Consider the following 25,926-nt stretch of genomic DNA (forward strand, 5'->3'; position numbering starts at 1 on the left):
TCAAGCCCCCTTCTGCTGCCTTTCTTGAGTTAGTCCTTCAACAGCAAAGGTTTCAGGATTTACAATTACACCATAGATATCCCTTGCCTGGTCAACAGTTATTATTTCATTTTTCACATCAAGGGCTACCCTGGCAGGGTCTCTCTTGAATTTATCCCCATACCCTCCGCCAGTAGCTGTAAAGAGATATACCTTGTCACCCCTGTTCATGGGATATCTTGCATACTTGCCAAAGGGTTGAGACTTTTCACCATTTACCTTTTCAAATTCAAAGTAATTCTTGGATCCGTCCTCTCCTCCACTAAAGCCCCAGGGCAGAAACTTGTGCCGGCCAAAGGTCCCAGTAACAAATTGATTGTCTGTCATGGCTTCATAGGTCCTGACAACGCCACAGCCTCCCCTGTATTGACCTGCACCGGCACCGTCAGTCCTAAACCTGTACTCATTGACCATGATGCCATATCTTGTTTCAGCTACCTCAATGGGTACATTAAAGGTTTCCCCGTCTCCTATACAAAACTGTCCTGGTTCCCCATCCTTGCCTTCTCCAGCTCCCCATCCCCCTACTGATGGTTCAACCAGGAGGAAGGGCTGTTTTGTGTCATGGTGGATGCCTCCCACAACTACAGCACAAACTGAAAGGAGGTGGCCTGCCGTTAATCTATGGGGCACCACAGGAGCCATGGCCTTCCAGATAAGATCTGCTCCATAAAGCATTGTTTCCCAGTAGGTGGATACTGCCGCAGGTTTCTCTGCTGAAAAGATAGATGCCTTGTCAGCAATGACCTCCAGGGGGCGGAACACTCCATCATTGACATCCTGGGAGGGATTAGTTATGGCTAAAAAGATAGTTCGTACAGCAGAAATCAGGGCCGTATATGAACAATTTACAGGTCCCGGTACCTGGGGATGGCTGCCTCTAAAATCACAAATAAATTTCTCATCTGTAATGGTTACCTTCAGCTGGACCTTAAAGGGTCCATTACCTATACCGTCATCATCAATATAATCCACAGCCTCAAAGGTACCCTTGGGCAGCATGGCAAGCTGCTTTTTAGAGATTTGTTCACCGTGGTCCAGCAGGCGCTCTATAGCAGCAACTATTACATCCTTACCATATTTATCACATATCTCTACAAACCGCCTTTCACCTGTCCTCAATGCTGCCACCTGGGCCCACATGTCTCCCAGGGATAGGTCTGGAAAACGCACATTAGCAGCTATCAAGTCCACAAGGGCCTGGTTCACCCTGCCTTCATCAAACAGCTTGATGCACGGGAGCTGTAAACCCTCCTGATAAACATCAGTGGAATCTGTTGTCCAGGAGCCAGGGTCCTTGCCGCCAACCTCTGTCCAGTGAGCCTTATTTGCAGAAAAGGCTACCAGCTCACCCTTGTAAAAAATTGGCATGACTAAACCAACATCAGAAAGGTGGGAGCCCCCTCCTCCAAAGGGATCATTAATAATGATAATGTCCCCGGGCTTTAAATCCCCCTTTTTGTTGAACTTCTCCAAGGTTTCCTTGACCATAAAGGTCAGCAGGCCAATAAAACCGGTAACTCCATTTCCCTGGGTCAGCAGGTTTCCCCCTGCATCAGTCAAGCCGCAGGCATAATCCAATACCTCATAGATGATTGGACTCATTGATGTGCGTGCCAGGGCTATAAACATTTCATCCCCTACTGCTACTAGAGAATCCTTAACAATATCTAAAGTAAAAACATCCACATCTTGTTTGCTAGCCATCATTTACACCCCCGTGTTAATGATTAGATTGCCAAATTGGTCAACCGTGAGATTTTGACCAGGATACATGATTGTAGAGACAGACACCTCTTCTACAATGGCTGGGCCCTTAATCTGGGCTCCTCCCTTAAGTTTATCCCTGTCATAAACATCAGTTTCAATCCATCCATGGCCCTCATAGAGCACAGGACGCACTTCCTTTAAAGCAGCTTCTGCACTGGCTGGGTCCCTTTCTATGCTGTACATTCTAGGTTTTGTAACTGTTCCAAAAGCTGTCAGGTGCAGATTTACAATTTCAATAGGTGCATCTTCAAGCTTAAAGGTAAACTGCTTTTCATGATTGTTATGGAAGCTTTCCTTGGCTTTTGCCATGGCCTGTTCATCCCACAGGCCTCCAGGAACTCCAACCTTAACAGTATGCTCCTGGCCAAAGTAACGCATGTCAGCGAATCTAAGGAAGCTTACCTTTTCATCTGGTATTGCCTGTGCCCTGTACTGCTCCATGGCCTGCTTCTCCAATTTGCTCCATTCATTGTTCAAAAGCTCCAGAACAGAATTATCCAGACCCTTGATGATGGTCATGATAAAGTCGCTTCTCAAGTCAGTCATGAGCATTCCCCATGCTGCAAAAACTGAAGCTGCTACAGGTACAATAACCTTTTTAATACCTAGCTCGACAGCCAGTGCCGGAGCATGCATGGGGCCTCCGCCACCAAAGGCCACCAGGGCAAAATCACGAGGGTCATAACCCCTTCTTACAGATATAAGCTTCAGGGCATTTAGCATGTTGGAATTGGCAATTCTGATTATTCCAAGGGCTGCCTCATCAACTGACATGTTAAAATGTCTGGCTATTTTTTCTTCTATGCCCCCTGTTACCTTGTCCATATCCACTGCATTATCAAAGTTCTTTACAGAAAGCCTTCCTGCAACCAGGTTGGCATCTGTTGCAGTTGGCTCTGTTCCACCCTTGTCATAGGCTATGGGACCAGGCACTGCTCCTGCCGACTTTGGACCAACCTTTAACGACCCAGCATCATCTATCCAGGCAATGGAGCCACCGCCATTTCCTATTTCAACTATATCCACTACAGGCACCTTTACCGGATAACCTGCAGTCAGCTCTGTTTTTTCTATTTTGTGGTCAGTACTTACCTTGATTTCCCCATTGTCCACTAGAGAGCACTTGGCAGTTGTTCCTCCAATATCAAAGGCTATAACATTTTTTTCACCAATGGCCTCCCCAAGTACAATGGAGCCTATGATTCCTGCCACTGGACCAGATTCAATCATGTTAATGGGGGTAACCTTGCACTGCTCAAAGGTTGTGGTTCCTCCATTAGACTGCATTATATAACGGTTGCCTCCAGCATCCAGTGCCTGCAGTTCTTTCTCAAGTCTATCTATATAGGAGGCAGCCGTGGGCTTGACATAAGAGTTCAAAACTGCAGTGCTTGTTCTTTCATATTCCCTCCATTCCCTTGTAACCTCATGGGAGGCTGTAACAGCTATTTCCGGCCACAGGCTTTTAATGATTTCAACTGTCTGCTGCTCATGGATAGGGTTGGCATAGGAATGAAGATAGGATACGGCAATAGCCTCTACCCCTTCTTTTTTGAAATACTCTATAATTTCTGATATTTGTTCCGTCTTTAAGGGAGTTATAACCTCTCCCTTGTTGTTGAGCCTTTCTTCCACTTCTCTTCTCAAATATCGGGGGACAAAGGACACGGGCTTTTCATAGCGAACATTAAACAAGTCAGGTCTGTTGCCCCTGGCAATCTCTAGCACATCCCGAAAGCCTTTAGTGGTGATTAGTGCAGTTTTGGCACCCTTTCTTTCGGTCAGGGCATTAATTATCACTGTTGTCCCATGACTAAAGGTTTCAAAATCCCTGGGGTTTATTTCAGCCTTTGCAATGACATCTATTACTCCCTTTTCAAAATTTGGCGGAGTGGTATGGCATTTAGCAGTTCCCACTCTCCCCTCATTGTCAACATAAACCAGGTCAGTAAAAGTACCTCCAATATCAGTAGCTGCACGCATGGGTTTAAACCACCTTTCTTAATTAATTCCAGTATTGCTTAAAAAATAGCTGGTGTTAGCACACAAAGGACAAAAGCAGATCGGTCAAGTGGATTATACCAATAGTGGGGAAGGTTAGATGGATAATGGATAGTATCTCCAGCCTTTAGAACATACTCCCGATCATCCACTACAAAAACTATCTCACCTTCTAGTACATAATAGAATTCTTCCCCTGGATGGCTAAACACGTTAATGGATTTATTGTTAGGTTCTAATTCAACCAGCATTGGTTCCAAAAGCCTTCCGCTAAATTCACCTCCTAATCTGCTGTATTTTGCAATTGAACCCTCAATTTTAATGGACTTTCGTTCCCCGGCCTTTACTACAAAACTCTGGTTTACCTCACCTTCAAAGAAGTAGGTAATGGGTACATCCAGTGCATCTGCAATTTTCTTTAAAGATGTAATTGCTAGTGATGAAGTCCCCCTTTCAACCTGGGACAAAAAGCTTATTGACAAGCCGGTCTTTTCACTCAAGTCTTTTAAAGTCAGCTCCTTTTGTATGCGTAGATCTCTAATCTTCTCATTAATGTCATCCATTATGTACAAGTCGCTCCTTTGCTGTGTTTTTTGTCTGAATTTATTTAATTTTCTATTATTATATATATACTGTAATAATTCCTGCCTGACTGTAATTATTTTTTAAAAAAATTTCTTCCCCTTACACCAATGGCTTAATAAACTTGCTGTTGAAAAAAACATCAATTTCTCCCATGTACTGCAATCAGCACTTAAAGAACAACTTGGAATAGGAGAGAGGCGTTAACGTCTCTCTTTTTTTATTCAGTTATTACTAAATTGTAGCATTGCGTATAACGTTCCCGGCATTCCTGCAGGCGTCATACTGCATTCATATTGGCAAAGTTGCGGAAACTCCGTGTTAGACGAAGCTTCCGCCGCTTTGCTATTGCTTTTTTACGTTTATACGTATATACTCCTACACTATACTCATCATAATAAAGGGGGAATACTGCATAGTCGTTGCGATTATCTTCGTGAGTTATTTGCTCCAAATGAATAGCCCTGAGAGATTTCTCTGGCAGGGCTTTACCTGAGGTTAATATTTTTTGTCAATTTGTCAAGCCTGACCCTCTCGTGTTGCTTTGCTATTGCTTTTTTACGTTTATACGTATATACTGATGTTGCAATTACTAAAATCGGGAGTTGATTTAATTTGGAAACCCCAGTTAACAGATCTAAGAATTCTTACAGAGTATCTGTCCAAAGGAGAAATCTAATATCTATTCCTAAGGAAATTAGGGAAAAACTAAATATTGCGGAAGGGGACCTATTAGATCTTCAAGTTCATGATAATAAAATTGTTATTGAACCATATAAGATAATTCCAGCTAGTCAAGCATACTTTTGGACCAAGAAAGCTCAAACTGACTTACTTGAAGCTAAAGAAGATGTTAATGCAGGTAGGGTTCGTGAGTTTTCAAGTGTCAATGAGTTTTTAAAAGGTTTTGACAATGACTAGACGATTTATTTCTACTCGAAAATTTGATAAACAGTTTAAGTCTCTCGATAAAAAAACTCAAAAACAATCATCCAAGGCTATTGAACTTTTTATGAAAGACCCTACCCATCCTTCCTTACGTTTTAAAAGAATCCAAGGAACGGATAATTTCTTTGAAATATCTGTAAACATGTCAATCAGAATAGTTATTGAAACCACTAAATCTGACAATGTTCAAATAAACACTCTTTTTATAATCGGTAAACATGAAGATGTTTTCCCACCGAAATAACATTTTAATCCCATTCACATTCCATTCACATCCCATTGTATATTCTGCGGCAGTTGACGTCTAACGTTCCCGAGATTTGCGAACTTGACGGGTGGCGTGACTTTTCCCCCAAAAGCCTACCTCCTAGTAGCAAAAGACATGACAATCGTCAAGTTGTCGGAGGTGCTAGCCGGAGCCGCAAATCCTCGTGTTATGTAAGGTGGCACCTCGAGAAAAGCTTATTGCCAAAGCTAATTAACGTAATCATCTATCCAAATGGATCTAATAATGCTGCTTTTATTCAACTCCTCCGTGTCAATATAGAGTTGTAACATATGACCAGCTGATGGCAATTTGTACATTATTACTGCTTACTGGGCAGATAAAAATCTTACAACTATTTATTACCAAGAAAGTGAGGTGCTAAGAAATGATTAAAAAACCTAGAAGAAAAATTAATTCTAAGACTGTTGCTGACGTTTCTACTTTAGGTCATATAAGCAAAGATGAATTATTAGCTGAATCACAACTATATGATAAGGATAATTACAATCCAGTTAGAAACCTAAACCAAAAAGTGGTTCTCTATCCTCAAAATAAAACAGAGGTTTTAACTATTAGACTAACTCCAAAGGAAAATGCTCTTATCAAAAAGCTCGCCGATGAAAACGGTCTGAGTAAAAGTGCTTTTTTAAGAATGATAGTAACTAAATCACTCAAACAAAAAAATCTCTTGTAAATTGGAGGCCATGAAAGCCTCCTTTTTGTATGGCAGATAACGTGGTGTGGTTGTAACCCACGCCACGATAGGGCGGAAATAGTGAGCATAGTGAGCAATTTCCCGCCCTATCGTTCCAGGTGTTCCCGATGCCTCTGAGCTTACAGGCAGCCGCTCATGGCCGAGACCCTCTGGGTCGCCTAATGCGGCTGCCGACTCGGTTAGGCTCAGGGAGTGTGGGCGGCCCATCCCAAAAGTTATGGTTCTGCCGCCCCTTGCGGGAACACCTTGTTGTACGCCGTATCCACCCCAAGTAAAAAATGTTATTTATTTACTTTGACGTTTATGCAGGATTTTCCTTCTTTTTGTCTAAATATGTAAGACGAAATGGAGGAAGAGGTAGCCCACGGATGACATGTTCCTAAGGAACATCAAACTTTATTGTCAATTCTTTTAGGTTTATAATTGCCCCTGCTTCCATTAGCAAATCTAGTCCTAGCAATCCGTTTATTTCACCTTTCGGATCAATAACACCAAAATCGAGCTTAAAATCCTGCAAATTTACGTTTCCAAAAATTACTTGGTCAATTCGTTTTGAGAAGAAATAATGTAGGTTTCCCCCAACACCATAAAATGATTTTATCTCATCATTTAACTCAGCTACAATACCCACATCTTCAACAATATCAGGAGAAATAAGTGTTTCAACTGCACCAGTATCTATAACAATATTCTCAACAATTTTTGATACTCCACAATATGTTATTTCTATTGAAGTATATAGCAATCCATCATGTAATCGTAGTTTCATTACTCATACCTCTATAGCCAAAAATATTTTTGATCTCAATTTCAATCTTTTCATTTCCTGTATGATAAACTACTATGTCATCTTTAGATCTTACAAGCTCTCTTGTTGCTACTTTGTTATCATCAAATGATTCAATAACGGCCATGTCTTCAATTAATCTTTTGGTACCTTTGATTTTTGACTTTAATATTTGCAGTTTAACAAATCGGTTTGGATAAATTTTTCTAACTTCTTCCCATTTCATTCAACGACACCCCTTAAAATAGACCTTTTGCATATTATACCATTTCTGTAATAGTCAACTCTAGCATTAATGTATTGAATAACGCATCTTGTGTATTAAGAGTTTCTTTTCGATGTCATATAACGTCTCGTGGGTTTGCGAAGTTGCTTTGGAGAACAGGTGTTTTTCTTGTCCGGAGAAGCAATTTTGTAAACCTGCCCCAACAGCCATCAACAAATGCAAGTCTTGTGACAGGGGACTTGTGGGCGGGGCCCGCCCCAAAGCTCTAGCCCTACCGCCCCCCTTGCGGGAAAACTCGTGTTAGGTGAAGTAGCCTATCAGCTAATTACAACTGCTTCTAAAACACCATTTTCAAACTCAAAAGTCATTCTAAACCCTGAGCCAGAATTTGGGATGAATGGTGTTGTATATATCAAGAAACCTCTCTTTTCACTATCAATATTATCTTTAAAGGGCAAACCATATACAGCTTTAACTTTTTCAAGCGTATCCCCAAGTCTTATGTCTTTTGCAGTCTTCCCACTGTCCTTTAAATAGAAGATCGGAGGCATAGTTTCATCAGATTCTGATCTGTAATTCTCATCTATTTTTACATCCTCAAAATCCAGAAGTTTAAAGCTAGTAATCCAGATCATTGGGGTATCCATCCACTTTTCATACAACACATTCTGGCCTAGACTTTCAGATATAAAACGCAATGGCACAAGTGTTCTTCCAGATATTATCCTTGGGGGAACATCCAATAATACGGGTTTTGAATCAATTAATGCTCGTTTACCTTCCGAAATCAATTTAATTTCTCTATCTCCCTTGGTAATTGTTATTGAGTTATCATCTTTAATCCACTCAACAGTAAATTCAAGTTTTTCGGCTATAGCACGAATCGGAACCAATACACGTCCATTCTCAATTATTGGCTCAACGTCAAAGTCTATATATTCCGTTTCCAATACCACATGAAGAGAATTATCCATACCTGCATTAACATTAGGGGCTACTGTGAAAACAAGAATGACCCCTAATACAAGAACAACAATTGATTGTTTAACCATAAGAAACCATCTCCCTTTTTTAAGCTATTTCACCTATCGTTTTGAGGGTTCCCAAAGTCTGATTACTACCTGCATGTTCTCTCAGATTTTGGGAACCGGCTGTTATATGAAGTACCATGCGCCCCAAAGACCTATCTGAATTAATAACTATCTTTTAAAGATCTCCTGGAAGTTCTTCAACGATATGTGAACAAAGTACAAGAGTATGATTCTCTGTTACATTGTGAATAACTTTCGTGATCTGAGATTCTGGAAAAAGAATAGCTGAGATAATCACGTTGGTATCAGTCATTATTCTCATATTTCTTCTCCCATATCTCTTTTCTTATATCTTTTACTAAGTTACTTACGTCGTCTTCACTATAAATACCTTGCTTCTCGGCTAACCCTTGCATTCCTTCTTGTATTTCTTTCAACGCAATCATTGAGGAATTAGCAAAAACTATCTTGTCACCTTCTTCAATGAAGATGACTTTATCCCCTTCTTTTAAATTGAGTTTCTTCCTTATTCCTATTGGTATTGTAATTTGTCCTTTTGATGTTATTCTAGCAAGCTCCATTGAAAACCACTCCATTCCTTACTTTCCTTACTTGCTATTATACCATATATTATGCTATATCAACCACCAACTTACATCTTCTTCCATAAAAATATTCGCATGGTATTTCATATAACGTTCAGCAGTTCCCGCAGTGTCCATAGCACATTCATCTATGTAAATTTGCGGGAACTGCGTGTTATATGCAGTTGGCCCCCTCTTGTAAAAATGGCTGATACATCATAATTGCGTGGTTTTCAGTAATAAACTCGTCACCAACTAGTTTCTTATCTTTATCATACAATCGTCTAAATATAGAATTATGCCTAACATATCCACCCCAATGTTCCTGTGTTATCCAATGCTCCTTTTGATATACCTCATATGTATAAAGCGGTTCTTCTAATGATCTCCACTCACCAACTAAGAAATCCTCTGTAACCTTTAAATGTAATTGATAAGGTTCTGTTGTTTCATTTTTAATTTGTAAATCTATGTAATTATAAACACATGTTGCTCCACTTCCAAATGGCTGAGTTCTATTTGAATCTGGAAAAACATCATAACCGTGCCTATGCCTTTCAACAACTGTCAAAGGAGTATGTAGTGTCATCCAATAAATCAAATTAGATAATTGGCATAAACCTCCCCCGACACCCGGTCTATAGCTTCCCTGTGAAAGAACTATTCCTTCAACGTAACCCTTTCTTTTACTCGCTTTACCAATTAATTTCCAATACGAGAGGGTTTCTCCTGGATAAACTATGATGCCATTTACTTTTTCAACGGCAATCTTGAGATTCTTAACCTTGTTATACTGCAACCACATCTCCACATTTTTAAGCTTTCTCAATAGTGGTGTTTGGTGCTGAAACACAACTATTGGAAACAACTTTACATTCCTTGTTTTTGCATATTTTACTTTGTTTATATACCAGCTAAGGTATCTTATAAACGTGTAGCACATTTTTCCTAAATATAATCTCATATAAGAACGCATTTTAGGCTTCAAATTAATCAACTCCGATAGACCAATTTCATTTAACGTCCTCGGCTTTCCTGAAGTGTCCACCTAGCCAGGGCTGGCGCAAGACTTGACTACCATAGCTTCCATACCCAAATGCAAGTCTTGTGACAGAGGACATGTGGGCGGGGGCCCGCCCCAAAGCTCTAGCCCTACCGCCCCTTGCAGGAAAGCTCGTGCTATGTGATGGGACAACTGTTTTTTATCTTAAACTGTAACATACTCAAAAAAGCGTGGTATAATAGTAGTGTAAATCAGTATTCTGACTATGCGAAACAAAGAGAGCAGATAGATTACTTTATATTTGTTAATATCCTCATTATTCTACATTTGATTTGCATTACCTTTCAAATCAATACATTTTTTTACATTATTCCATCCCATTTCCTTATCTAACAAATTACTCATTTTAGCCATGGCTACTCCGTTGTTTTAGGCCTAAATGGCTTCCGAATAATTCGACTTATAAATTCCAACTATACAAAAAAATAGCCCTGAGTGATTTCTCTCCAGGGCTTTAACGAAGGTTAATACTTTTTGTCAATTTGTCATAAAAACTTTTACCATATTTATCTATATGCTCCTTGAGTCCATCATGTTTTAAAGAATCATAGTGCACAATGTCAAAGTAGTATGGTAAAGGCAGTTTTTCATTTAACTCCACACTTATTTCGTTTACAAGGTCTGCTGTAATATTAGCACCATAAATAGCAATATCAATATCTGAACCATTTTTATAATTACCAATGCTACGGCTTCCAAATATGGCTGCCTTTTGAACCTCTTTTTTATTCATCAACACATTAATTATCATATTCATGCTCTTTGGCGTTATTCCAAAATTCATTCTAATTCTCCATCTAGATAACTGTGTACCTGGGTTATTGCTTCATAATATTCTTCCTTTATTTTTTTAACTGCAAACTTAAAACGTTCTTCATCATATGTATGTGCTATCAGATTTCGCTTCTCTAGCATATCCATCCATACTTCCCCATTTTTGATTATTTCGTATTGAAATGCTGCTTTTATAACATCTCTAGGAAATTTTACAATCACTTCTTTTGATTCTAAATAATCCTTTAGTGTCTTCCAGGCCAGTTCAAAAGTATATTCAAATCTCTGAATTAAACCTTCTTTTTCAAGTACACTAAGTTTGTCTATGTCCAAAATTGCAGCATGAAACTGCCCATAAGCTTTATCAAAATTATGAAATCTCTGTCTCCATCTAATCTCTTTATTCATTACATCACCCACTTTAATTATTGCCTATTCTTATGTAAATATATCATTATTAGAATCTTTATTTTATTCACCAATAGCCTTTTTTAAATTTTCTATAAATTTATGGTCTTTTTCACACCTTTGAAATGCCTTTTCTGCATTAAACATAAACTCTTTAATTGCTTCTTGGCCCTGCTCTAGCCTGTCCAGCCTATGGCATATCTCCCTCTTCATTTCACCTAATTCGTTTCTAATTGATTGCTGATCGTTTCTCAGCTCACTTAATTCACTTTTAATTGATTGCTGGTCACTTCTCAGCTCACTTAATTCACTTTTAATTGATTGCTGATCACTTCTCAGCTCACTTAATTCACTTTTAATTGATTGCTGGTCACTTCTCTGCTCACTTAATTCACTTTTAATTGATTGCTGGTCACTTCTCAGCTCGCTTAATTCACTTTTAATTGATTGCTGGTCACTTCTCAGCTCACTTAATTCACTTTTAATTGATTGCTGGTCACTTCTCATCTCACCTAGTTCGTTTCTGATTTCCTGCTGTTCTTTTTCTATATTCTCAAGCTTATCTAATATCAAGTTAAGTATTCTATTATCCATTTTCTACCTCCAGCCCCAATCATTATATAAAATTATATCATTAACTGTCCCCGGTTTCAATTTTATTTCCATACCAGTTTTATTTCCATACCAGTTATTACTTACCATAGTGGCCTGTCGTGTATAGTGTCTTCATGGTAAGTATTTAATATTTTTTCAATAAATTTTGATTTGTTAATTCTATACTCTTCTCGGTTGTACGGGTATTTGCTGGCTAAATTCCTTTTAACTTTTGCATATGACACGGCTAAGTCTGGTTTATTTATTAATAATTCCTTAAACCTTATATTATTTTTCCAATAAATACTTCCTTTTTCCATTACATGCAGATGATGAGTACAATTACTTGGTTTTCCCTTTACAAAAAACATTCTTCCCGGCCTACCACATTCCCCAAAAAACCTATACCCTATTTCATCTAGGGAGGGTATAAACTTTATAATATCATCAATCTTATTCACTTCAATCATAATATCTAAAATAGGCTTGGCTATCATTCCTGGAACAGATGTGCTGCCTATATGGCGGATTTTTGCCTTTTCTATTCCTGTTAAATCAGCAATTAGTTCAGCTTCATATATAAATTTCTCTGCCCATTCCTTTCTGTATGCAACTAATTTGACAACATCATAACTTAAGCCCATAGTCCCCACACCTCAAAATAATGTTTTTGTACAGCTAACTTTACTATCACATCAGCCCTTCCAACTACCATACAAAGTTTAATTTGCATTACTACATTACATGCCTTAAGAAACTTGTTAACCATGTCAATATCAAATTCTTTATATCCCTGGCTTTCCCCCCATTTTGACATAAACTCATATTGCGGGTTTTCTTTATCAGCGATTATCTGCAAAAATTCTTCATATCCATGTTCTCCCCCCACATCCTCCGGCGGAGTATTCCCTTCACCTGCCAGGCAAACAGGATAATTTTTATCATAACTATCTATTAACCTTATTACTTCAATGTAATGCTGCCAATTATCACCAAAGTCATAATTATACTTCATTTTAGCAGGCAAGTATTCTAACAGTTTTACACCACTTTCAAACCTCATTGGTACATCATTAGGATAGGCAAAAGCTTCTTCGTTGCAAACTAGATTAACTATGGGTCTATGCCCCTCTTTATGATAACCAGGATGGTTGATATAAAAGTCATTGTTAAATTTTTCTTCACCAAAAATATAAAACTCATGAAGATGATAATCCTGCCAATCAAAAACTACCTGTAAAACCTTATGTAATTTATCAAATGTCATGTTTACCGGAACAACAATATCTCTCCAGACATTTTGTTGTTCAAGTTCCAATGTTACTTTTTAATATTAATCATAATCTTCTTAGTACTTATAATATCATTTTTTTGACATTTTTAATTCCTCTTTCATGTTATTTATTGCTTTTTAGCCAATTCTACTGTTTATATTCCTCCTGTGGCCCATGACAGATAACCTTTAAACCAGCTTCGAAGGTCAAGTTTTTGCCGACCATCTATCTTGTGGAGCCTATACTTCTTAATAGCAGAACTTATACTTCCTGAAAGAAAAAACAAAAGGGAAAAAGCATAAAGCTTTTTCCCTTTTGTTTTTTTCTTTCCCTTACTTGTACTTATTTTGTCAAATTTATTTCCCCGAAGCTATCCCCCTACTGACTCTTAGTTCCTCCTGGGCTGCATTTAAGAACCGGTTGGTTTCGGCCACTACTACCCCACTTAATCCCAATAAGCCGATCAAGTTGGGAACAGCCATCAAACCGTTCATTACATCAGAGAATGTCCAGACAAAGTCTAGTTTGGCCACGGCACCGACAAAAACAGCCAATACAAATACATAACGATAATATGGCACCGCTTCTTCTCCCAGTAAGTATTCCAGACATTTTTCTCCATAGTAACACCAGCCCAATATAGTAGAATAGGCAAATAATATAATACCAAGGGCAACAATCAGACCGCCCACCACAGGCAACCCCTGGTTAAAGGCTGCAGTGGTTAAAGCAGCGCCTGTTTCACCAGTAGCAAGGGCACCAGTAGTTAAAATTGCCAGGGCAGTAACGGAACAGACCACAATAGTATCAATGAAGGTCTGGGTCATACTAACCAGAGCCTGGCGTCCAGGGTAATCAGTTTTAGCTGCAGCTGCAGCAATGGGCGCACTTCCTAAGCCGGCCTCATTGGAGAAAACTCCCCTGGCTACACCATACCTGATTGCTGCTCCCACAGCACCACCGGCAGCAGCAGTTCCAGAGAAGGCAGAAGTAAAAATAGCACCTAATGCACCTGGAACAGCAGAAGCATTAATGATAATAACTATTAATCCACTTATAAAGTAAAAAGCCGCCATGAAAGGTACCAGGTAACTGGTAACCCTGCCGATTTTTTTAATTCCACCCAGAATAACCAGGGCCGTCAAAACAACTAAAATAATGCCGGTAACATAAGGTGGAATGTTAAAAGTAGTCTTTACTGCTGCAGCTACTGAATTGGACTGAACCATGTTGCCGATACCAAAAGCAGCAACAGCACCAAATATAGCAAACAGAACCCCCAGCCATTTCCAGCCAAGGCCTTTTTCAATATAATACATTGGGCCACCAGACATTTCACCCTTTTTATCAACTGTCCGGTACTTCACGGCTAGAATAGCCTCTGCATACTTGGTGGCCATCCCCACCAGACCCGTCATCCACATCCAGAAAACAGCTCCAGGCCCTCCCAGGAAAATGGCCGTGGCCACCCCGGCTATATTACCTGTACCAATAGTTGCCGCCAGGGCAGTAGTCAGAGCCTGAAAATGGCTGATGTCACCTTCACTTTTCTCATCTTTGGTAAAGATCAACTTGTGAGCGTAAACCAGTTTGGTAAATTGCAAACCACGCAGCCTGAATGTTAAAAAAAGACCAGTACCTACCAACAAGATCAACATGGGTGGACCCCAGACCATATCACCAAGGGCATTCAAAAAATCCAACCTGAATCACTCTCCTTTTTTATTAGATTTAGTTTTTAATAGGTCATATTATATCTAATCCACCTCCTTTCTTGGAATATTTTTAATTTTTAAAAAATATCTTCCGGTGCTTTATATTTATAACCCAGGGCTTCAGCTACTGCCGGATGGGTGACATGACCTTTATAAATATTTAATCCCTTTGCCAGGGCCGGATCATCTCGCAGGGCTTGAACATAGCCCTTGTTGGCTATCTCAAGGGCGTAGGGCATGGTAGCATTGGTTAAAGCAAAGGTAGAGGTGCGAGCAACTGCTCCCGGCATATTGGCAACAGCATAATGTACAACCCCATGTTTTTCATAAACAGGATCGCTGTGTGTTGTTACCCGGTCAATGGTTTCAATACAGCCACCCTGGTCAATTGCCACATCCACTATTACCGAACCTGGTTTCATCTGGCTGACCATTTCTTCTGTTACCAGACGGGGTGCTCTGGCCCCAGGCACTAAAACAGCTCCAATGAGCAAGTCGGTATATTTGACAAGCCTTTCTATATTAAAGCTATTGGAAACTATGGTCTGTACCCTGCCTCCAAACAAGTCATCCAAGTCCCGGAGCCGGTCCAGACTGATATCTACAACTGTAACCTGGGCTCCCATGCCTACTGCAATCTTGGCAGCGCTGGTTCCCACTACTCCCCCGCCAATAATTGCTACATCAGCTGGAGGCACGCCAGGCACTCCTCCCAGGAGAATCCCCTTGCCACCCTTAGGTTTTTCCAAAAATTGGGCCCCAATCTGGACACTCATTTTGCCTGCTACTTCACTCATGGGAGCAAGGAGGGGTAATGACCCATTGGCAAGCTGAACAGTATCATAAGAAATTCCTATTATCTTCCTTGCCAGCAAGGCTTTTACCATTTCCGGCTCAGCTGCCGCATGTAAAAAAGTGAATAAAATTTGTCCCTCTTGAAAAAAGTCGTACTCCTGGGGTTGGGGTTCTTTTACCTTGATAATCATTTCCGCTTTCCCATATAATTCCCTTGGACTATTGATTATCTCCCCACCTGCATCCAGAAACTCTTTATCACTAATACCACTGCCTAGACCTGCCTCGGTTTCAATTAGAACTTGATGTTCATTGCTAACCAGGGATCTGACTCCCGCTGGAGTAATGGCCACCCGGTTTTCGTTATTTTTAATTTCCCTGGGAATGCCAATGATCATGTTCAACACCCTCTCAAAATAATTTACAGCCAACTATATATCTTAAAATAATATTTAAAGCAATAATCATGCCAACCACTTGGCTTATGCCCCACCAGTAATTTCAAGCACTAGCACTTTTCCTGCCTGGCTTACTGGCAAGAATTCTTTCCACAAAAAGCAGCTCTTTTTTGGTTATAATTTGTGAAAATTGCAAATATAAACACAATGGCTGGTGGAAATTATTTTTACCACTGGTAAAAAAACTTGCCACCAGTTAATCCGTGTTTTTTTATCTTATTCATAATGGTGGTGTGGGAGACTCCCAGCGCCCTGGCAGCTTTTCTAATGGATCCTTTATTGTTCAGCGCCTCCTTGATAACCTGTTTTTCCACTTCATCTACAATTTCTGCCAGTGAACCTGCGAGAAAGGATTTTTCTGCAGGCACTTTTATTTCCCCATCAATGATTATCAAATCTGGAGTCAATTGATTTCCAGAGACCAGGTTTACTGCCCTTTCAATAACATTTTCCAATTCCCGCACATTACCCGGCCAATCATGTTCATAAAGCTTTTTCATCGCATCTTTAGTAATCAGCTCCACCTTCTTATCAAAACGAACATTCATTTTATCCAAAAAATACCGGGTCAGCAGTCCTATATCTTCTTTTCGCTCCCGCAAAGACGGTAAAAAAATGGGAAAAACGTTCAAGCGATAATATAGGTCCTGTCTATACTCGTTTTTGCCCACCATCATCTCTAAATTTTTATTAGTTGCTGCTATGACCCGTACATCAACACTAATTTCTTCCTGGCTGCCTATTCTTCTCACTTTTCCTTCCTGCAATACCCTTAGCAACTTGGCTTGAAGATAAGGAGAAACTTCTCCAATTTCATCCAGGAAAATTGTTCCTTCACTGGCAAATTCAAACAACCCTTGTTTGCCTTTTTTCTGGGCTCCGGTAAATGCTCCTTCAGTATAACCAAAAAGTTCACTCTCTAATAATGAATCTGGCAGAGCAGCACAGTTTACCGGTACAAAGGGTTTATTTCGCCTGGCACTGGCCTGATGAATAGCCCTGGCAAACAATTCCTTGCCTGTGCCACTTTCTCCCCTGAGCAGAATGGTGGAATTACCAGCGGCCACTTTTTGTCCCAGCTGAATAACTGCTTTTAATTCTTTGCTATCACCAATAATATCTTCAAAAGTAATGATGTTGGGATTTGTTACCGAGTAGACCAGCTGCCTCACTTCAGTCATATCCTTCAAGGTAGCTACTACTCCAGTCACATTGCTATCCTTGTCAGTAATAGGTCGACCACTGGTAAGGTAGTGATATTGTTTGCCGCTTTTGTTTAGTAAGATTTCCTGGTGATTATATGATCTGCCGTTTCGTAAGCAAGCTAGCATAGGAATATCATCAGTCAGAATATTGTTAATTTTCTGGTTAATTAGTTCTTCCTTGTCCATTTTTAGTATTTTTTCAGCTACTGGATTAACAATAGTAATTTCCGCCTGGGCATTAATAGCCAGCACTCCTTCACTAATTGCATCCAACACCGCCTGCAGTCGCAGGTTAGTTTCTTTAGAGGGCAACAAGTCTATTTCCAGACATTTTTCTACCCCCTTTATACTTTTTAATTCCTTGAATAATGTATATCTATCAATAGGATAATCAGATTCAACTTCAAAATACATGATACCAGGGATAACTTCCAGGTTGACTACATTAATGATTTTACTGGTTAATACCCCGGAAATATCTAATAATAATCCCACTCGATCCTTGTTGATTACTTTAAACTTTAAAGTTTTCACCTGCTAACACCTTCCCATCTTGGGTAAATATTTATTTCAGGTAAAAATTTGTTCTATATCTTGCATTAAATCTCCTGCTTTTAAAAAATTTTTAACAACTTACCGCTTATGTGTGAAACAAAACTTGGCTTGCGCCAGTAGTTCTAGCATTTTTAATGCGTAGAAATACCAGTCCTAGTAGGGGCCAAGTCCTTGACGTCGGCGGAAGCCTTAGTCTTTGTGAATACTATCTACCTTGTGGAACTTATACTTTTTGACAGTGAAAAAAGACAGGCTTTTGCCTGTCTTAACTCATAAACTTAATTCCTTTTTTATCTGCAAGTTCTTTAAGAACCTTAACAGTTTCATCACCCAGCACAATACCCTTTTCCTTACTTTCCAGATATCGTTTTTCTTCAATTTCACCGGGAATAAGAATAGCTTGGGTACCTGCAGCTTTTTTGGAAGACTTTATCTGTCCAACATAATCCCTTAATCTGTTTATAAACTCATCTATTGGCATGAACTTTTGGATATCAATGGCCATTATGAAATGTCCCATGTTTAACGGCTTGCTGTGGTCTGGCGGAACAAAGGAGCCAACATCCTTACCATAGGCAGCACCACTTAATACCCCAGCCAGCACATCAAACATGAATGCCAGGGCATATCCCTTATGCTGGGCCAATGGCAGTACTGCTCCCTTCAGGGCTTGCGCTGCATTGGTTGTTGGTCTGCCTTCTCCATCCACCGCCCAATCCATGGGAATTTCCCTGCCATCTCTTGCCGCAAGGATAATATTACCCCTGGCAGTTACACTAAGGGCCATATCCAATACACAGGGAAAGTCTTCTCCCCTTGGAACTGCTATGGAAATGGGATTGTTCCCCAGGACTGCCTCGGCACCTCCCCATGGTGCCATGATAGGACTGGTATTTGTTATTGCCAGGCCAACCATACCTTCTGCTGCAGCTTTTTTCGTGGTAATACTTAATGTGCCCATGTGGGAGCTGTTGCGTACACTGACTATCCCTACTCCTGCTTCCCTGGCCTTTTTCACAGCTTCTTTCATGGCAAAATCCGCCACAACAGGACCCAGGGCCCTATCCCCATCAATTAGCGTTATCGCCGCAAAATCAGAGACAATTTTAAACTTGGGATTTGGATTGATGGTTCCATTTTCCATGTGTTCAATGTAAAAGTTGAGTCTGGATATCCCATGGGTCTTAACACCAAGGAGATCAGATTCTACCAGAGCCGAGGACATTATATCTGCCTGCTCCCCAGGCACGCCAGTTTCTAGCAGTGCATTTTTACAAAAGTCATTTAAGAATTCCGCCTTAAATGAATTCATAAACTCACCTTTTTCCTTGTTTTATTTTTTGTCTTTCTCGTTTATAGTGTCAGTAATTATGTCTGCACACCTTACTTGATTAAAGATACCACAATAGCAGAAATTTGCCAACTCCAGGGCTGCCTCATCAGCGTAATAATTAAATTCTAAATATACAAAGGCAAAAATCCGACAAAGATGTCGGATTTAATAAATCAATTTTTTTATCTGGTTCATCTAAGTGTATCCATTATAGCATAGGACAATAATATTTATGCTAATTAATTTTGAATTTTTCTTGGTGCTTTTGCTTAATCCTGTCTTAGCTTCGGATACTGCCCGGGGTCCATGGACCAGATGTAAGTAAAATCCCATGCCACATAAGTAGACTGGGTTTTCATCTGGCTTGTAGTTCTGGGAATGCCCCTGCCTGTATCGTTTCTGCCCGAGGTTTCCTTGTCATAATAGGAATACGCTACCGTACCCCCGTCATTATGTCCTACAAGTCCACCTCTATTGTTGTAGCCGTCTACTTTTCCAGCTGAGTAGCAGTACTGCACACCACCCTTATTATAACCAATGAGGCCGCCTTCATTTCCTGTTCCAAATACATCCGTCTGGGCATAACAGTTGGCCACCCCTCCGATTGTTAAATTGATACCAACAAGACCTCCTACCATGCCGTTTCCTCTTACATGGCCGCTAACTACACCGCATTCCGTGATTATTCCTGCATTTGCACCTGCAATTCCGCCGGTATAATCCTTGGCGTCAATATCTACTGTGGACAGGCACCTGGTAATTCTACCACGATTATAGCCAACCATACCTCCCACATAGTTTGTCTGGGTGGTGTTAATTCGGCCTGCCACTGTGAGGCTTTCAATTCTAGCAGATGTCCCTGTGGATGCAAACAAACCAACGTTCTGAGCTTCTCCAGGCATATCCAGAGCAATAGTCACTGTATTTCCAGCCCCATTTAATGTTCCATTAAATGTTGTCTTAATATATTTATTCCGCTCTAATGCAATATTAGACACTAGTATGAAGTGTTTTCCTGATGTAGGGACAACATCCAGCAGCATAAACTGCTTTGTATTAGCAATCTGATAAGGGCTGGAGGAGGTTCCGTCACCACCTGCAAACCCATAGCCCACCGGCCCCTTTACAGCGCTGGTCGCACTGCCTGTGGCCGAGCCGCTTGCCGTTACTTGTACCCTTAAATATTTTCCCAAGTCATTTTGGGAAATTACATATGCTGCACTGGTGGCACCAGGGATATTATTGAAAACACCGTTTGGAGATGCCCCACTCATCCACTGGTATGCAAGTACAGGTGGGGTGGCAGGAACATTTCCAGCATATCTAATCATTCCTACTGTCAAAGCTTCATTCATTGCCGCTGTTCCGTTTAATGTGACTGATGCAATAGCAGGCCTGATAGTAAGATTCAGTTCTAGTGTAAATGTTACATGGATGCGAACATTTACATGGGTTTCATTGACTCCATCAGATACAGTTACAACAAAGGCATCTGTTAAGTTTGTTGAAATGTCATTAGATGTATAGATGCATCGTCCATCGGCTGTAAGAGACACTATCCCGTAAAGGGTATTGTAATTTCCAGTCTGCCCATTTATCTTTATAATTACTACCTCGTCTCCATCTGGATCTGTGACAAGCTGAGATGCCTGTATTGTCAGGGGCGTTTGCTCAGGAACTGAAAAGACAACTGGATTGGCTATTGCCTGTGGTGCCCGGTTTTCAACTATATGCTCTGTATGCACGTGTTCTATGACCGTTTCTTCTATGGTGGTATCACCTGTGCTTGTATCGCCCGTGCCCCCTAAACTACGGGAAAAGCCGTCGTACATTCGGTTTATAAGCAGAATACTCTGCTCCACGGTGGTGTTGCCCTTGGGATTAATCCGATTTCCTCCAACTCCCTGCATGATGCCAAGACCATTGGCAATTTGCACATCCCTTAATGCCCAGGAAGATATATCATTTTGATCTGCAAAATGAGTTATGGTGCTTGCGGACACATCAGCATAGGAAGATCCCTTTAGTTCATCAAGCTTTCTCGCACCACGCATCATCATCACGGCAATCTGTTCTCTTGTGATAAAGGCATCAGGCTCGAACCTTGTTGCTGAAATACCCTTTACAATACCAAGCTGATAAGCTTTTATGATTTCAACCTCAGATGTATCTTCAAAAGGATTTATTATTGTGACAGCAACTGGTTGTGCCATAACTGTTTCCACCAGGTTGACAACCAGAGCGCAAAAAACCCTGCGGCTGATGTTTGCTTGAAAATTCTGGTCGGCCTCCCCAATTACCAGACCCTTAACCCGCGCCTCATCAACTTCCTCCTGCGCCCAGGTACTGGGAATGTCAGAAGAGGCAGCAAAAACACCACTGCCTACTGCAAAAACAGTGCAGAGTATAACCAGAGCGGCTATCCAACAGGTCATGAGATATTGTTTTCCAAAAATCAACCTCATTATTAACCCCCCTTTTGTGCTTTGTACAGCGAATTCCTCGAAAAATAGTTGCATTACAAATTTTTTAATCAACCGTCATCATTTTACAGGATGCAAAAGAATGGTAATTATAGTCTGGTACCCTTCCATCTCACTGCTTTTGCCCACATCCATATTATAGGTATATCCATCCTTGGTTCCAAAGGAAGTAAGACTTTCCTCGGTTCTAGTATCCATGGTATCCTTTGCTCCTTCCAAAACCTTTTCATAAAAGTCAATTACTTTTTTGACCTCGTCCTTGCTGAATGCCGCCAGGGTATATCCTCCATCTAACTCAATTACCCATGAAATATAGCTGCCCTGGTATATGGGAAATTTGTCTGTGGGATAGCCCTCTGGCAGTTCAACGCTTTTATCAACTGCAGCTGATACGGAAAAGTCCTGTGGACCGGCAGCTTTTGACGTCTCTGTTGTTGTGCTGCTTATATCCTGTTCCTTTTGTTTCGTATTCTCACTTCCACATCCCGCAAAAACAAGAAACACCAGGGCAACAATAAAGCAAATAAATATTTTTCTCATTTCCATCCCCCCGTTTTGGTAAAGTCAACCTCCAAAGGATTATTGCAATTAAAGACATCATTTACTTCTGAAGGTTTCCCGCCTTGAGCTGCAAATTGACGGATACTCCATCATGATTTATATTATAATTATATTAAGATAAGAGCAGACAAAATAGTGCCGCAAGTCATCCATTGAGTGACTTGCGGCTAATGATAAAGCTATTGCTTTTTTATGGGCGGAGGAAATGGAAATGACCGAGACCTTTGTGTACCAATCCTATTATATTGCTCTTTTTCACGTTCTTGCCCTGTTTTTGCTTGTCTTTATCAACGCCGTGATCTATCTTAAAGCGGTGAAAAGTCCCTTGCTTTCCTCGTTTTTTGTATTGCAGGGCATACTTGCCCTCTGGATTGTATCTAAGATCCTGAAAACATTTGCACCAAATGCCATCCTGAAGTTTTTCTTTGTGGTTTCTCAATATGCAGGTGTTTGCTTTTTAGGTGTGGCTCTTATTGTCTTTGCCCATATTTATGCCAACGGCGTCAAGCCCTCCAAGAAGCTTATGCTGCCCCTGTCTATCATATCCGCTCTTTTTTTTCTGATAATTGTCACAAATCCTCTCCATTATTTATTTTATACTCATTTTGATTTTTGGGGAGACAGCTTTGGACCGCTTTTTTATTTATTTCAAGGCTTTAGCTTTTCATTATTTGCAATTGGGGTTATTTTATGTGCAAAGAGGTTTTTTGGCCGATTCAGCCCAAAACCCATTCAAACCCTTTTGCTTACTACTGCCATAGCCATACCCATGATTGCCAATATTCTTTATGTGTTCCGCTATTTCAAGAAAATTTTTGGCTTTTCCCCACCCTTTGACATAACACCCATGTCCGCATCTGCATCCCTCATTATATTTGCCTTTGCCACTTTTAAGCTTCAATTCTTTGATAATCTTAAAATTGCCCGCAGGGCTGCTTTATCCAATGTGCCGGAAGGTATCCTGCTTACAACAGGAGATAGAATTGCAGGTTTTAACGAGACTTTTATAAAAATGCCTGCTGCCGGTCAACTTATTCCCCAGGGCAAAAAAAGCCTAGTCAGTGCTTCAGGCAATGGCACCTTCAAGGAAAATCAAAAACTGTCTTTTGCCTTTGATACAAACAAGGGTCAGGATTTTATTTACCAAACGGGAAATGATAATTACATAAGGGTTATTTACCGACCCATAACACAAAAATCATTCTGTGGAGCATTTATCCGCTTTATTGATGTTACAGTAAAGCAGACCATTCTAAAAAAATTGCAGATGAGAAATGCTGAGCTGCAGTCAGCCAATCAGCAGTTAGAGCTTCAAGCTGAAATAAAAAAAAGGCTTGTTGTTACCAGGACTTGCAATTTTATTGCCCAAGAAGCCCATGACATATTAGGGCATTCAATCATGCTTGCCATTTCTTTATTGGAAATAGCTCGCCTGTCCAAGACAGATACCCAGGCAAGTGAATACATGCATAAAGCAAAAAAGATTTTATCTGACAGCTTAAAAGAAATCAACTCAATTACCTCAGTTGAAAACAAAAGTCCTTTACTAAGGCAAAACATAGAAGGGCGGTTGGAAAAATTGGCTGATGAATTCCGCTCAGCTTTTATTGATGTTGAGATTAACTGTTCCAGTTTGCAGCATGAACTTGAAAAAGCTATTGAGGACACCATATTCAAGGTGTGCCGTGAAGCTATAACCAATGCTTTGCGCCATGGGAAGGCAAATAGAGTGGACATAATTTTGCGAAGCAAAAACGAAAAGATAGAATTATTTATAATTGACAACGGCCTAGGCTGCCAGACAGTGCAAAAAGGCATGGGTCTAAAGGGTATGGAACAGCGAGTTTCCCGCCTCAAAGGCACCTTTAACTGCCATCCCTTATACGGCCAGGGCTTTTGTGTCCAGTCAGCCATCCCTCTTTATCCCATGACAACAGTGGGTTAGTCTATATAATATTATTTTGCAGGGCGAATACAGCTAACTGGGTCCTATCCTTTAAGCCGGTTGTATCTAGAATGCGCGCTATCCTATTTTTTATTGAGCCTTCAGAATAATTTAAAGCCTTACCTATTTCCTTATTGCTTTTCCCGTCTACCAAAAGCCGGATAATCTTCCTGTCAATTGCGTCAAGACCATATTCATCGTGCAGCTGTTCTAATACCTCAAGTTCACTTGCTTTTTTTGAAGGTGAAAGTTTAATCCTCCTTCGAACCAGGCCGGCAATTTCATCCTGCATTACAAACAATCCTTCGAAAACACATTTAATTGACATGATAAGCATTGGCGGCTTAATGTCCTTTAGCACATAACCATTTGCACCTTTTTTGTATACTTCCAGTACATTTCTTTCGTCCCCGAAGGTGGTAAGCATTATAACCTTAATATGGGGCATTTCCTTTTTAATGGTTTCCAGGGCAAAAACGCCATCCCTGACAGGCATTTTTATGTCAAGAAGCACAATATCCGGTTTCCTCTCGCGGCAAATATTTAGTATTTCCTCACCGTTGCCTGCAAGGCCCACAACTTCCATTTCACTGTCTGCTGAAAGAACCATTGAAAGCATTTCCCGAAGCAGTACCTGGTCATCAGCTATAGCTATTTTAATCATTTTTTCCATCCTTTCTGTCACCCAGCATCAATTTTTGCATGGCAAGGCGCACCACTGCAATTACTTCCCGGCAGTCTTCTATTAAGCCCGGCAATTTTTCCTGTTTATTGTAAAAGGACACCGTTTCAAGCTCAGAAAGGAGTTTTTCTATCTTGGTGCCGACAATTTCCTTTATATCTTTTGCAGCTTTTGCTTTCTGTTCTTCTTCTAAAAGCTTTTCAGCAGTATCCAGAAAAGTCTTAAGCTTTATATTCAATTCTTCAAGCTCAGCATTTTTTTCCTCCAGTTCTTTTTCAAGGAGTGATATTTCTGTTATGTCGTGAAAATTCAGCACTGTTGCCTCAATGCTTCCCCTTTTATCCTTTACCTGGGTTGAGCCATACTGGTAGTGCCTTATACCATTGGGAAAAGAAAGGGCAACTTCTTCATGTTGTACCATGCCGCCTTTTTGGCAGCCCTTTTTTGATACAGTTAATGCTTGCAAATTCTGAAGGAATTCATCCATGGTCAACCCCTCCTGCAGGAACGGCCATGTTTTTTTGGTCTGCAGGTTTGCATCAATGAGCTTCCCGCTCCTTTCGAAGATAAGTATCATGTCGTCAAGCTCCTGCATGAAATTATCTATTGACACAGGCGAAAGCTCCACAAATATGCTGTGCCGTGCTAATATTAAAAAAATACTGAAAACTCCAAAATCAAGCACTGGCAGATAATCTGCCAGTACACCAGAATTGTTGTTCCATAAATACAAAACACACATAATATGTGTCAGAAAAACCAGGCCAAACATGCCGTATTGCTTAAGATTGCATCCTCTACGGTACATGCTGGAGAAAATACATAAGAGCGGGGCAGTGGCAAACAGGGCTATAAACCGCTGCAAAGTCAGGTATAAGCCCTGCAGCTCAAGTGATGGAGAAACAAGTGCCATAAAACCCATAACCGGCAGACATAAAAGACCAAGCAATGTAATGATAATCAGCCACAATAAAAATCCTTTGCCAACTTTAACAACTCCATAGGCACATAAAAGTGCTGCAAAGATGATGCAAGCAATTGTGGCTGCAATCAGAAGCATGGCATAATAGGAATAGGCAGCATAATAGTCTATCACTCTCTCCTCCTCCAACCACAGGGTAAGTATCCCA

25 protein-coding genes are annotated in these 25,926 nt (G+C 40.4%); 4 read left to right on the plus strand and 21 right to left on the minus strand.

Annotation, left to right across the window (positions count from 1 at the left end):
- Genes K364_RS0111340 through K364_RS0111350 form a run of 3 tightly spaced genes read right to left on the minus strand, consistent with a single transcriptional unit; the run spans window position 1 to window position 4,373 of the window.
- Window positions 1-1,746, minus strand: coding sequence for a hydantoinase B/oxoprolinase family protein (locus K364_RS0111340; protein ID WP_242841683.1), 1,746 nt, complete (start codon window positions 1,744-1,746; stop codon window positions 1-3).
- A gap of 3 nt (window positions 1,747-1,749) precedes the next feature.
- Complete coding sequence (locus K364_RS0111345) at window positions 1,750-3,792, minus strand: hydantoinase/oxoprolinase family protein (protein WP_028308125.1); 2,043 nt, start codon at window positions 3,790-3,792, stop codon at window positions 1,750-1,752.
- A 38-nt stretch (window positions 3,793-3,830) separates the two neighbouring features.
- Window positions 3,831-4,373 carry a helix-turn-helix domain-containing protein gene (locus tag K364_RS0111350; protein WP_028308126.1) on the minus strand — a complete coding sequence of 181 codons (543 nt, stop codon included), beginning with the start codon at window positions 4,371-4,373 and terminating at the stop codon, window positions 3,831-3,833.
- A 634-nt stretch (window positions 4,374-5,007) separates the two neighbouring features.
- Between K364_RS0111350 and K364_RS0111355 the strand changes: the two genes are divergently transcribed.
- The 3 genes from K364_RS0111355 (at window position 5,008) to K364_RS0111365 (ending at window position 6,302) form a co-directional block, all read left to right on the plus strand.
- Window positions 5,008-5,313 carry an AbrB/MazE/SpoVT family DNA-binding domain-containing protein gene (locus tag K364_RS0111355; RefSeq protein ID WP_028308127.1) on the plus strand — a complete coding sequence of 102 codons (306 nt, stop codon included), beginning with the start codon at window positions 5,008-5,010 and terminating at the stop codon, window positions 5,311-5,313.
- On the plus strand, window positions 5,306-5,584 hold the full coding sequence (locus K364_RS0111360; RefSeq protein WP_028308128.1) for a type II toxin-antitoxin system RelE family toxin: 279 nt from the start codon (window positions 5,306-5,308) through the stop codon (window positions 5,582-5,584). Before K364_RS0111355 ends, K364_RS0111360 begins: the two co-directional genes overlap by 8 nt.
- A 409-nt stretch (window positions 5,585-5,993) precedes the next feature.
- Window positions 5,994-6,302 carry a plasmid mobilization protein gene (locus K364_RS0111365; RefSeq protein ID WP_028308129.1) on the plus strand — a complete coding sequence of 103 codons (309 nt, stop codon included), beginning with the start codon at window positions 5,994-5,996 and terminating at the stop codon, window positions 6,300-6,302.
- Window positions 6,303-6,702: 400 nt separating this feature from the next.
- Here the strand turns inward: K364_RS0111365 and K364_RS0111370 are convergent, their stop codons facing one another.
- The 16 genes from K364_RS0111370 to K364_RS0111455 all read right to left on the minus strand — a co-directional run bounded on the left by K364_RS0111370 (window position 6,703) and on the right by K364_RS0111455 (window position 22,148).
- A complete protein-coding gene (locus K364_RS0111370) occupies window positions 6,703-7,092 on the minus strand; it encodes a retropepsin-like aspartic protease (protein WP_028308130.1) in 390 nt (129 codons plus the stop codon).
- On the minus strand, window positions 7,073-7,336 hold the full coding sequence (locus K364_RS0111375; protein ID WP_028308131.1) for a hypothetical protein: 264 nt from the start codon (window positions 7,334-7,336) through the stop codon (window positions 7,073-7,075). Before K364_RS0111375 ends, K364_RS0111370 begins: the two co-directional genes overlap by 20 nt.
- Before the next feature lie 317 nt (window positions 7,337-7,653).
- Window positions 7,654-8,388, minus strand: coding sequence for a copper amine oxidase N-terminal domain-containing protein (locus tag K364_RS25635; protein ID WP_051533987.1), 735 nt, complete (start codon window positions 8,386-8,388; stop codon window positions 7,654-7,656).
- Between the two features lie 284 nt (window positions 8,389-8,672).
- Window positions 8,673-8,948, minus strand: a complete 276-nt coding sequence (locus K364_RS0111390; protein WP_028308132.1) for an AbrB/MazE/SpoVT family DNA-binding domain-containing protein — start codon at window positions 8,946-8,948, stop codon at window positions 8,673-8,675.
- 178 nt (window positions 8,949-9,126) lie between these two features.
- Window positions 9,127-9,927 (minus strand): VanW family protein, encoded by an 801-nt coding sequence (locus K364_RS0111395; protein ID WP_035269087.1) that lies wholly within the window; start codon window positions 9,925-9,927, stop codon window positions 9,127-9,129.
- 541 nt (window positions 9,928-10,468) lie between these two features.
- Window positions 10,469-10,798, minus strand: a complete 330-nt coding sequence (locus K364_RS0111405) for a nucleotidyltransferase domain-containing protein (protein WP_028308134.1) — start codon at window positions 10,796-10,798, stop codon at window positions 10,469-10,471.
- The gene (locus K364_RS0111410; RefSeq protein WP_028308135.1) at window positions 10,795-11,196 is read right to left on the minus strand and encodes a nucleotidyltransferase substrate binding protein; all 402 of its coding nucleotides are present in this window, start codon (window positions 11,194-11,196) and stop codon (window positions 10,795-10,797) included. The genes K364_RS0111405 and K364_RS0111410 overlap by 4 nt, the downstream gene beginning before the upstream one ends.
- A 63-nt stretch (window positions 11,197-11,259) precedes the next feature.
- The gene (locus K364_RS0111415; protein WP_028308136.1) at window positions 11,260-11,790 is read right to left on the minus strand and encodes a hypothetical protein; all 531 of its coding nucleotides are present in this window, start codon (window positions 11,788-11,790) and stop codon (window positions 11,260-11,262) included.
- A gap of 101 nt (window positions 11,791-11,891) precedes the next feature.
- Window positions 11,892-12,434 (minus strand): GrpB family protein, encoded by a 543-nt coding sequence (locus K364_RS23795; RefSeq protein WP_051533988.1) that lies wholly within the window; start codon window positions 12,432-12,434, stop codon window positions 11,892-11,894.
- Window positions 12,425-13,108 carry a plasmid pRiA4b ORF-3 family protein gene (locus tag K364_RS23800; RefSeq protein WP_084295747.1) on the minus strand — a complete coding sequence of 228 codons (684 nt, stop codon included), beginning with the start codon at window positions 13,106-13,108 and terminating at the stop codon, window positions 12,425-12,427. Before K364_RS23800 ends, K364_RS23795 begins: the two co-directional genes overlap by 10 nt.
- Window positions 13,109-13,420: 312 nt before the next feature.
- Window positions 13,421-14,767 (minus strand): alanine/glycine:cation symporter family protein, encoded by a 1,347-nt coding sequence (locus tag K364_RS0111430; RefSeq protein WP_028308137.1) that lies wholly within the window; start codon window positions 14,765-14,767, stop codon window positions 13,421-13,423.
- A gap of 89 nt (window positions 14,768-14,856) precedes the next feature.
- On the minus strand, window positions 14,857-15,972 hold the full coding sequence (ald, locus tag K364_RS0111435) for an alanine dehydrogenase (RefSeq protein ID WP_028308138.1): 1,116 nt from the start codon (window positions 15,970-15,972) through the stop codon (window positions 14,857-14,859).
- A 227-nt stretch (window positions 15,973-16,199) separates the two neighbouring features.
- A complete protein-coding gene (locus K364_RS0111440) occupies window positions 16,200-17,771 on the minus strand; it encodes a sigma-54 interaction domain-containing protein (RefSeq protein WP_028308139.1) in 1,572 nt (523 codons plus the stop codon).
- Window positions 17,772-18,057: 286 nt separating this feature from the next.
- The gene (locus K364_RS0111445) at window positions 18,058-19,104 is read right to left on the minus strand and encodes an Ldh family oxidoreductase (protein WP_028308140.1); all 1,047 of its coding nucleotides are present in this window, start codon (window positions 19,102-19,104) and stop codon (window positions 18,058-18,060) included.
- A 290-nt stretch (window positions 19,105-19,394) separates the two neighbouring features.
- The gene (locus K364_RS25640) at window positions 19,395-21,590 is read right to left on the minus strand and encodes an S-layer homology domain-containing protein (RefSeq protein WP_028308141.1); all 2,196 of its coding nucleotides are present in this window, start codon (window positions 21,588-21,590) and stop codon (window positions 19,395-19,397) included.
- A gap of 78 nt (window positions 21,591-21,668) precedes the next feature.
- The gene (locus K364_RS0111455; protein WP_028308142.1) at window positions 21,669-22,148 is read right to left on the minus strand and encodes a hypothetical protein; all 480 of its coding nucleotides are present in this window, start codon (window positions 22,146-22,148) and stop codon (window positions 21,669-21,671) included.
- Window positions 22,149-22,380: 232 nt separating this feature from the next.
- Here K364_RS0111455 and K364_RS0111460 point away from each other — a divergent pair, with 232 nt between their 5' ends.
- Window positions 22,381-24,114 (plus strand): sensor histidine kinase, encoded by a 1,734-nt coding sequence (locus tag K364_RS0111460; protein WP_028308143.1) that lies wholly within the window; start codon window positions 22,381-22,383, stop codon window positions 24,112-24,114.
- 1 nt (window position 24,115) lies between these two features.
- Here the strand turns inward: K364_RS0111460 and K364_RS0111465 are convergent, their stop codons facing one another.
- Complete coding sequence (locus tag K364_RS0111465) at window positions 24,116-24,778, minus strand: response regulator transcription factor (RefSeq protein ID WP_028308144.1); 663 nt, start codon at window positions 24,776-24,778, stop codon at window positions 24,116-24,118.
- Complete coding sequence (locus K364_RS0111470; protein ID WP_156946453.1) at window positions 24,771-25,892, minus strand: DUF4200 domain-containing protein; 1,122 nt, start codon at window positions 25,890-25,892, stop codon at window positions 24,771-24,773. Before K364_RS0111470 ends, K364_RS0111465 begins: the two co-directional genes overlap by 8 nt.
- Between the last annotated feature and the right edge of the window lie 34 nt (window positions 25,893-25,926).

The organism is Desulfitibacter alkalitolerans DSM 16504 (assembly GCF_000620305.1).
GTDB classification, from domain to species: domain Bacteria; phylum Bacillota; class DSM-16504; order Desulfitibacterales; family Desulfitibacteraceae; genus Desulfitibacter; species Desulfitibacter alkalitolerans.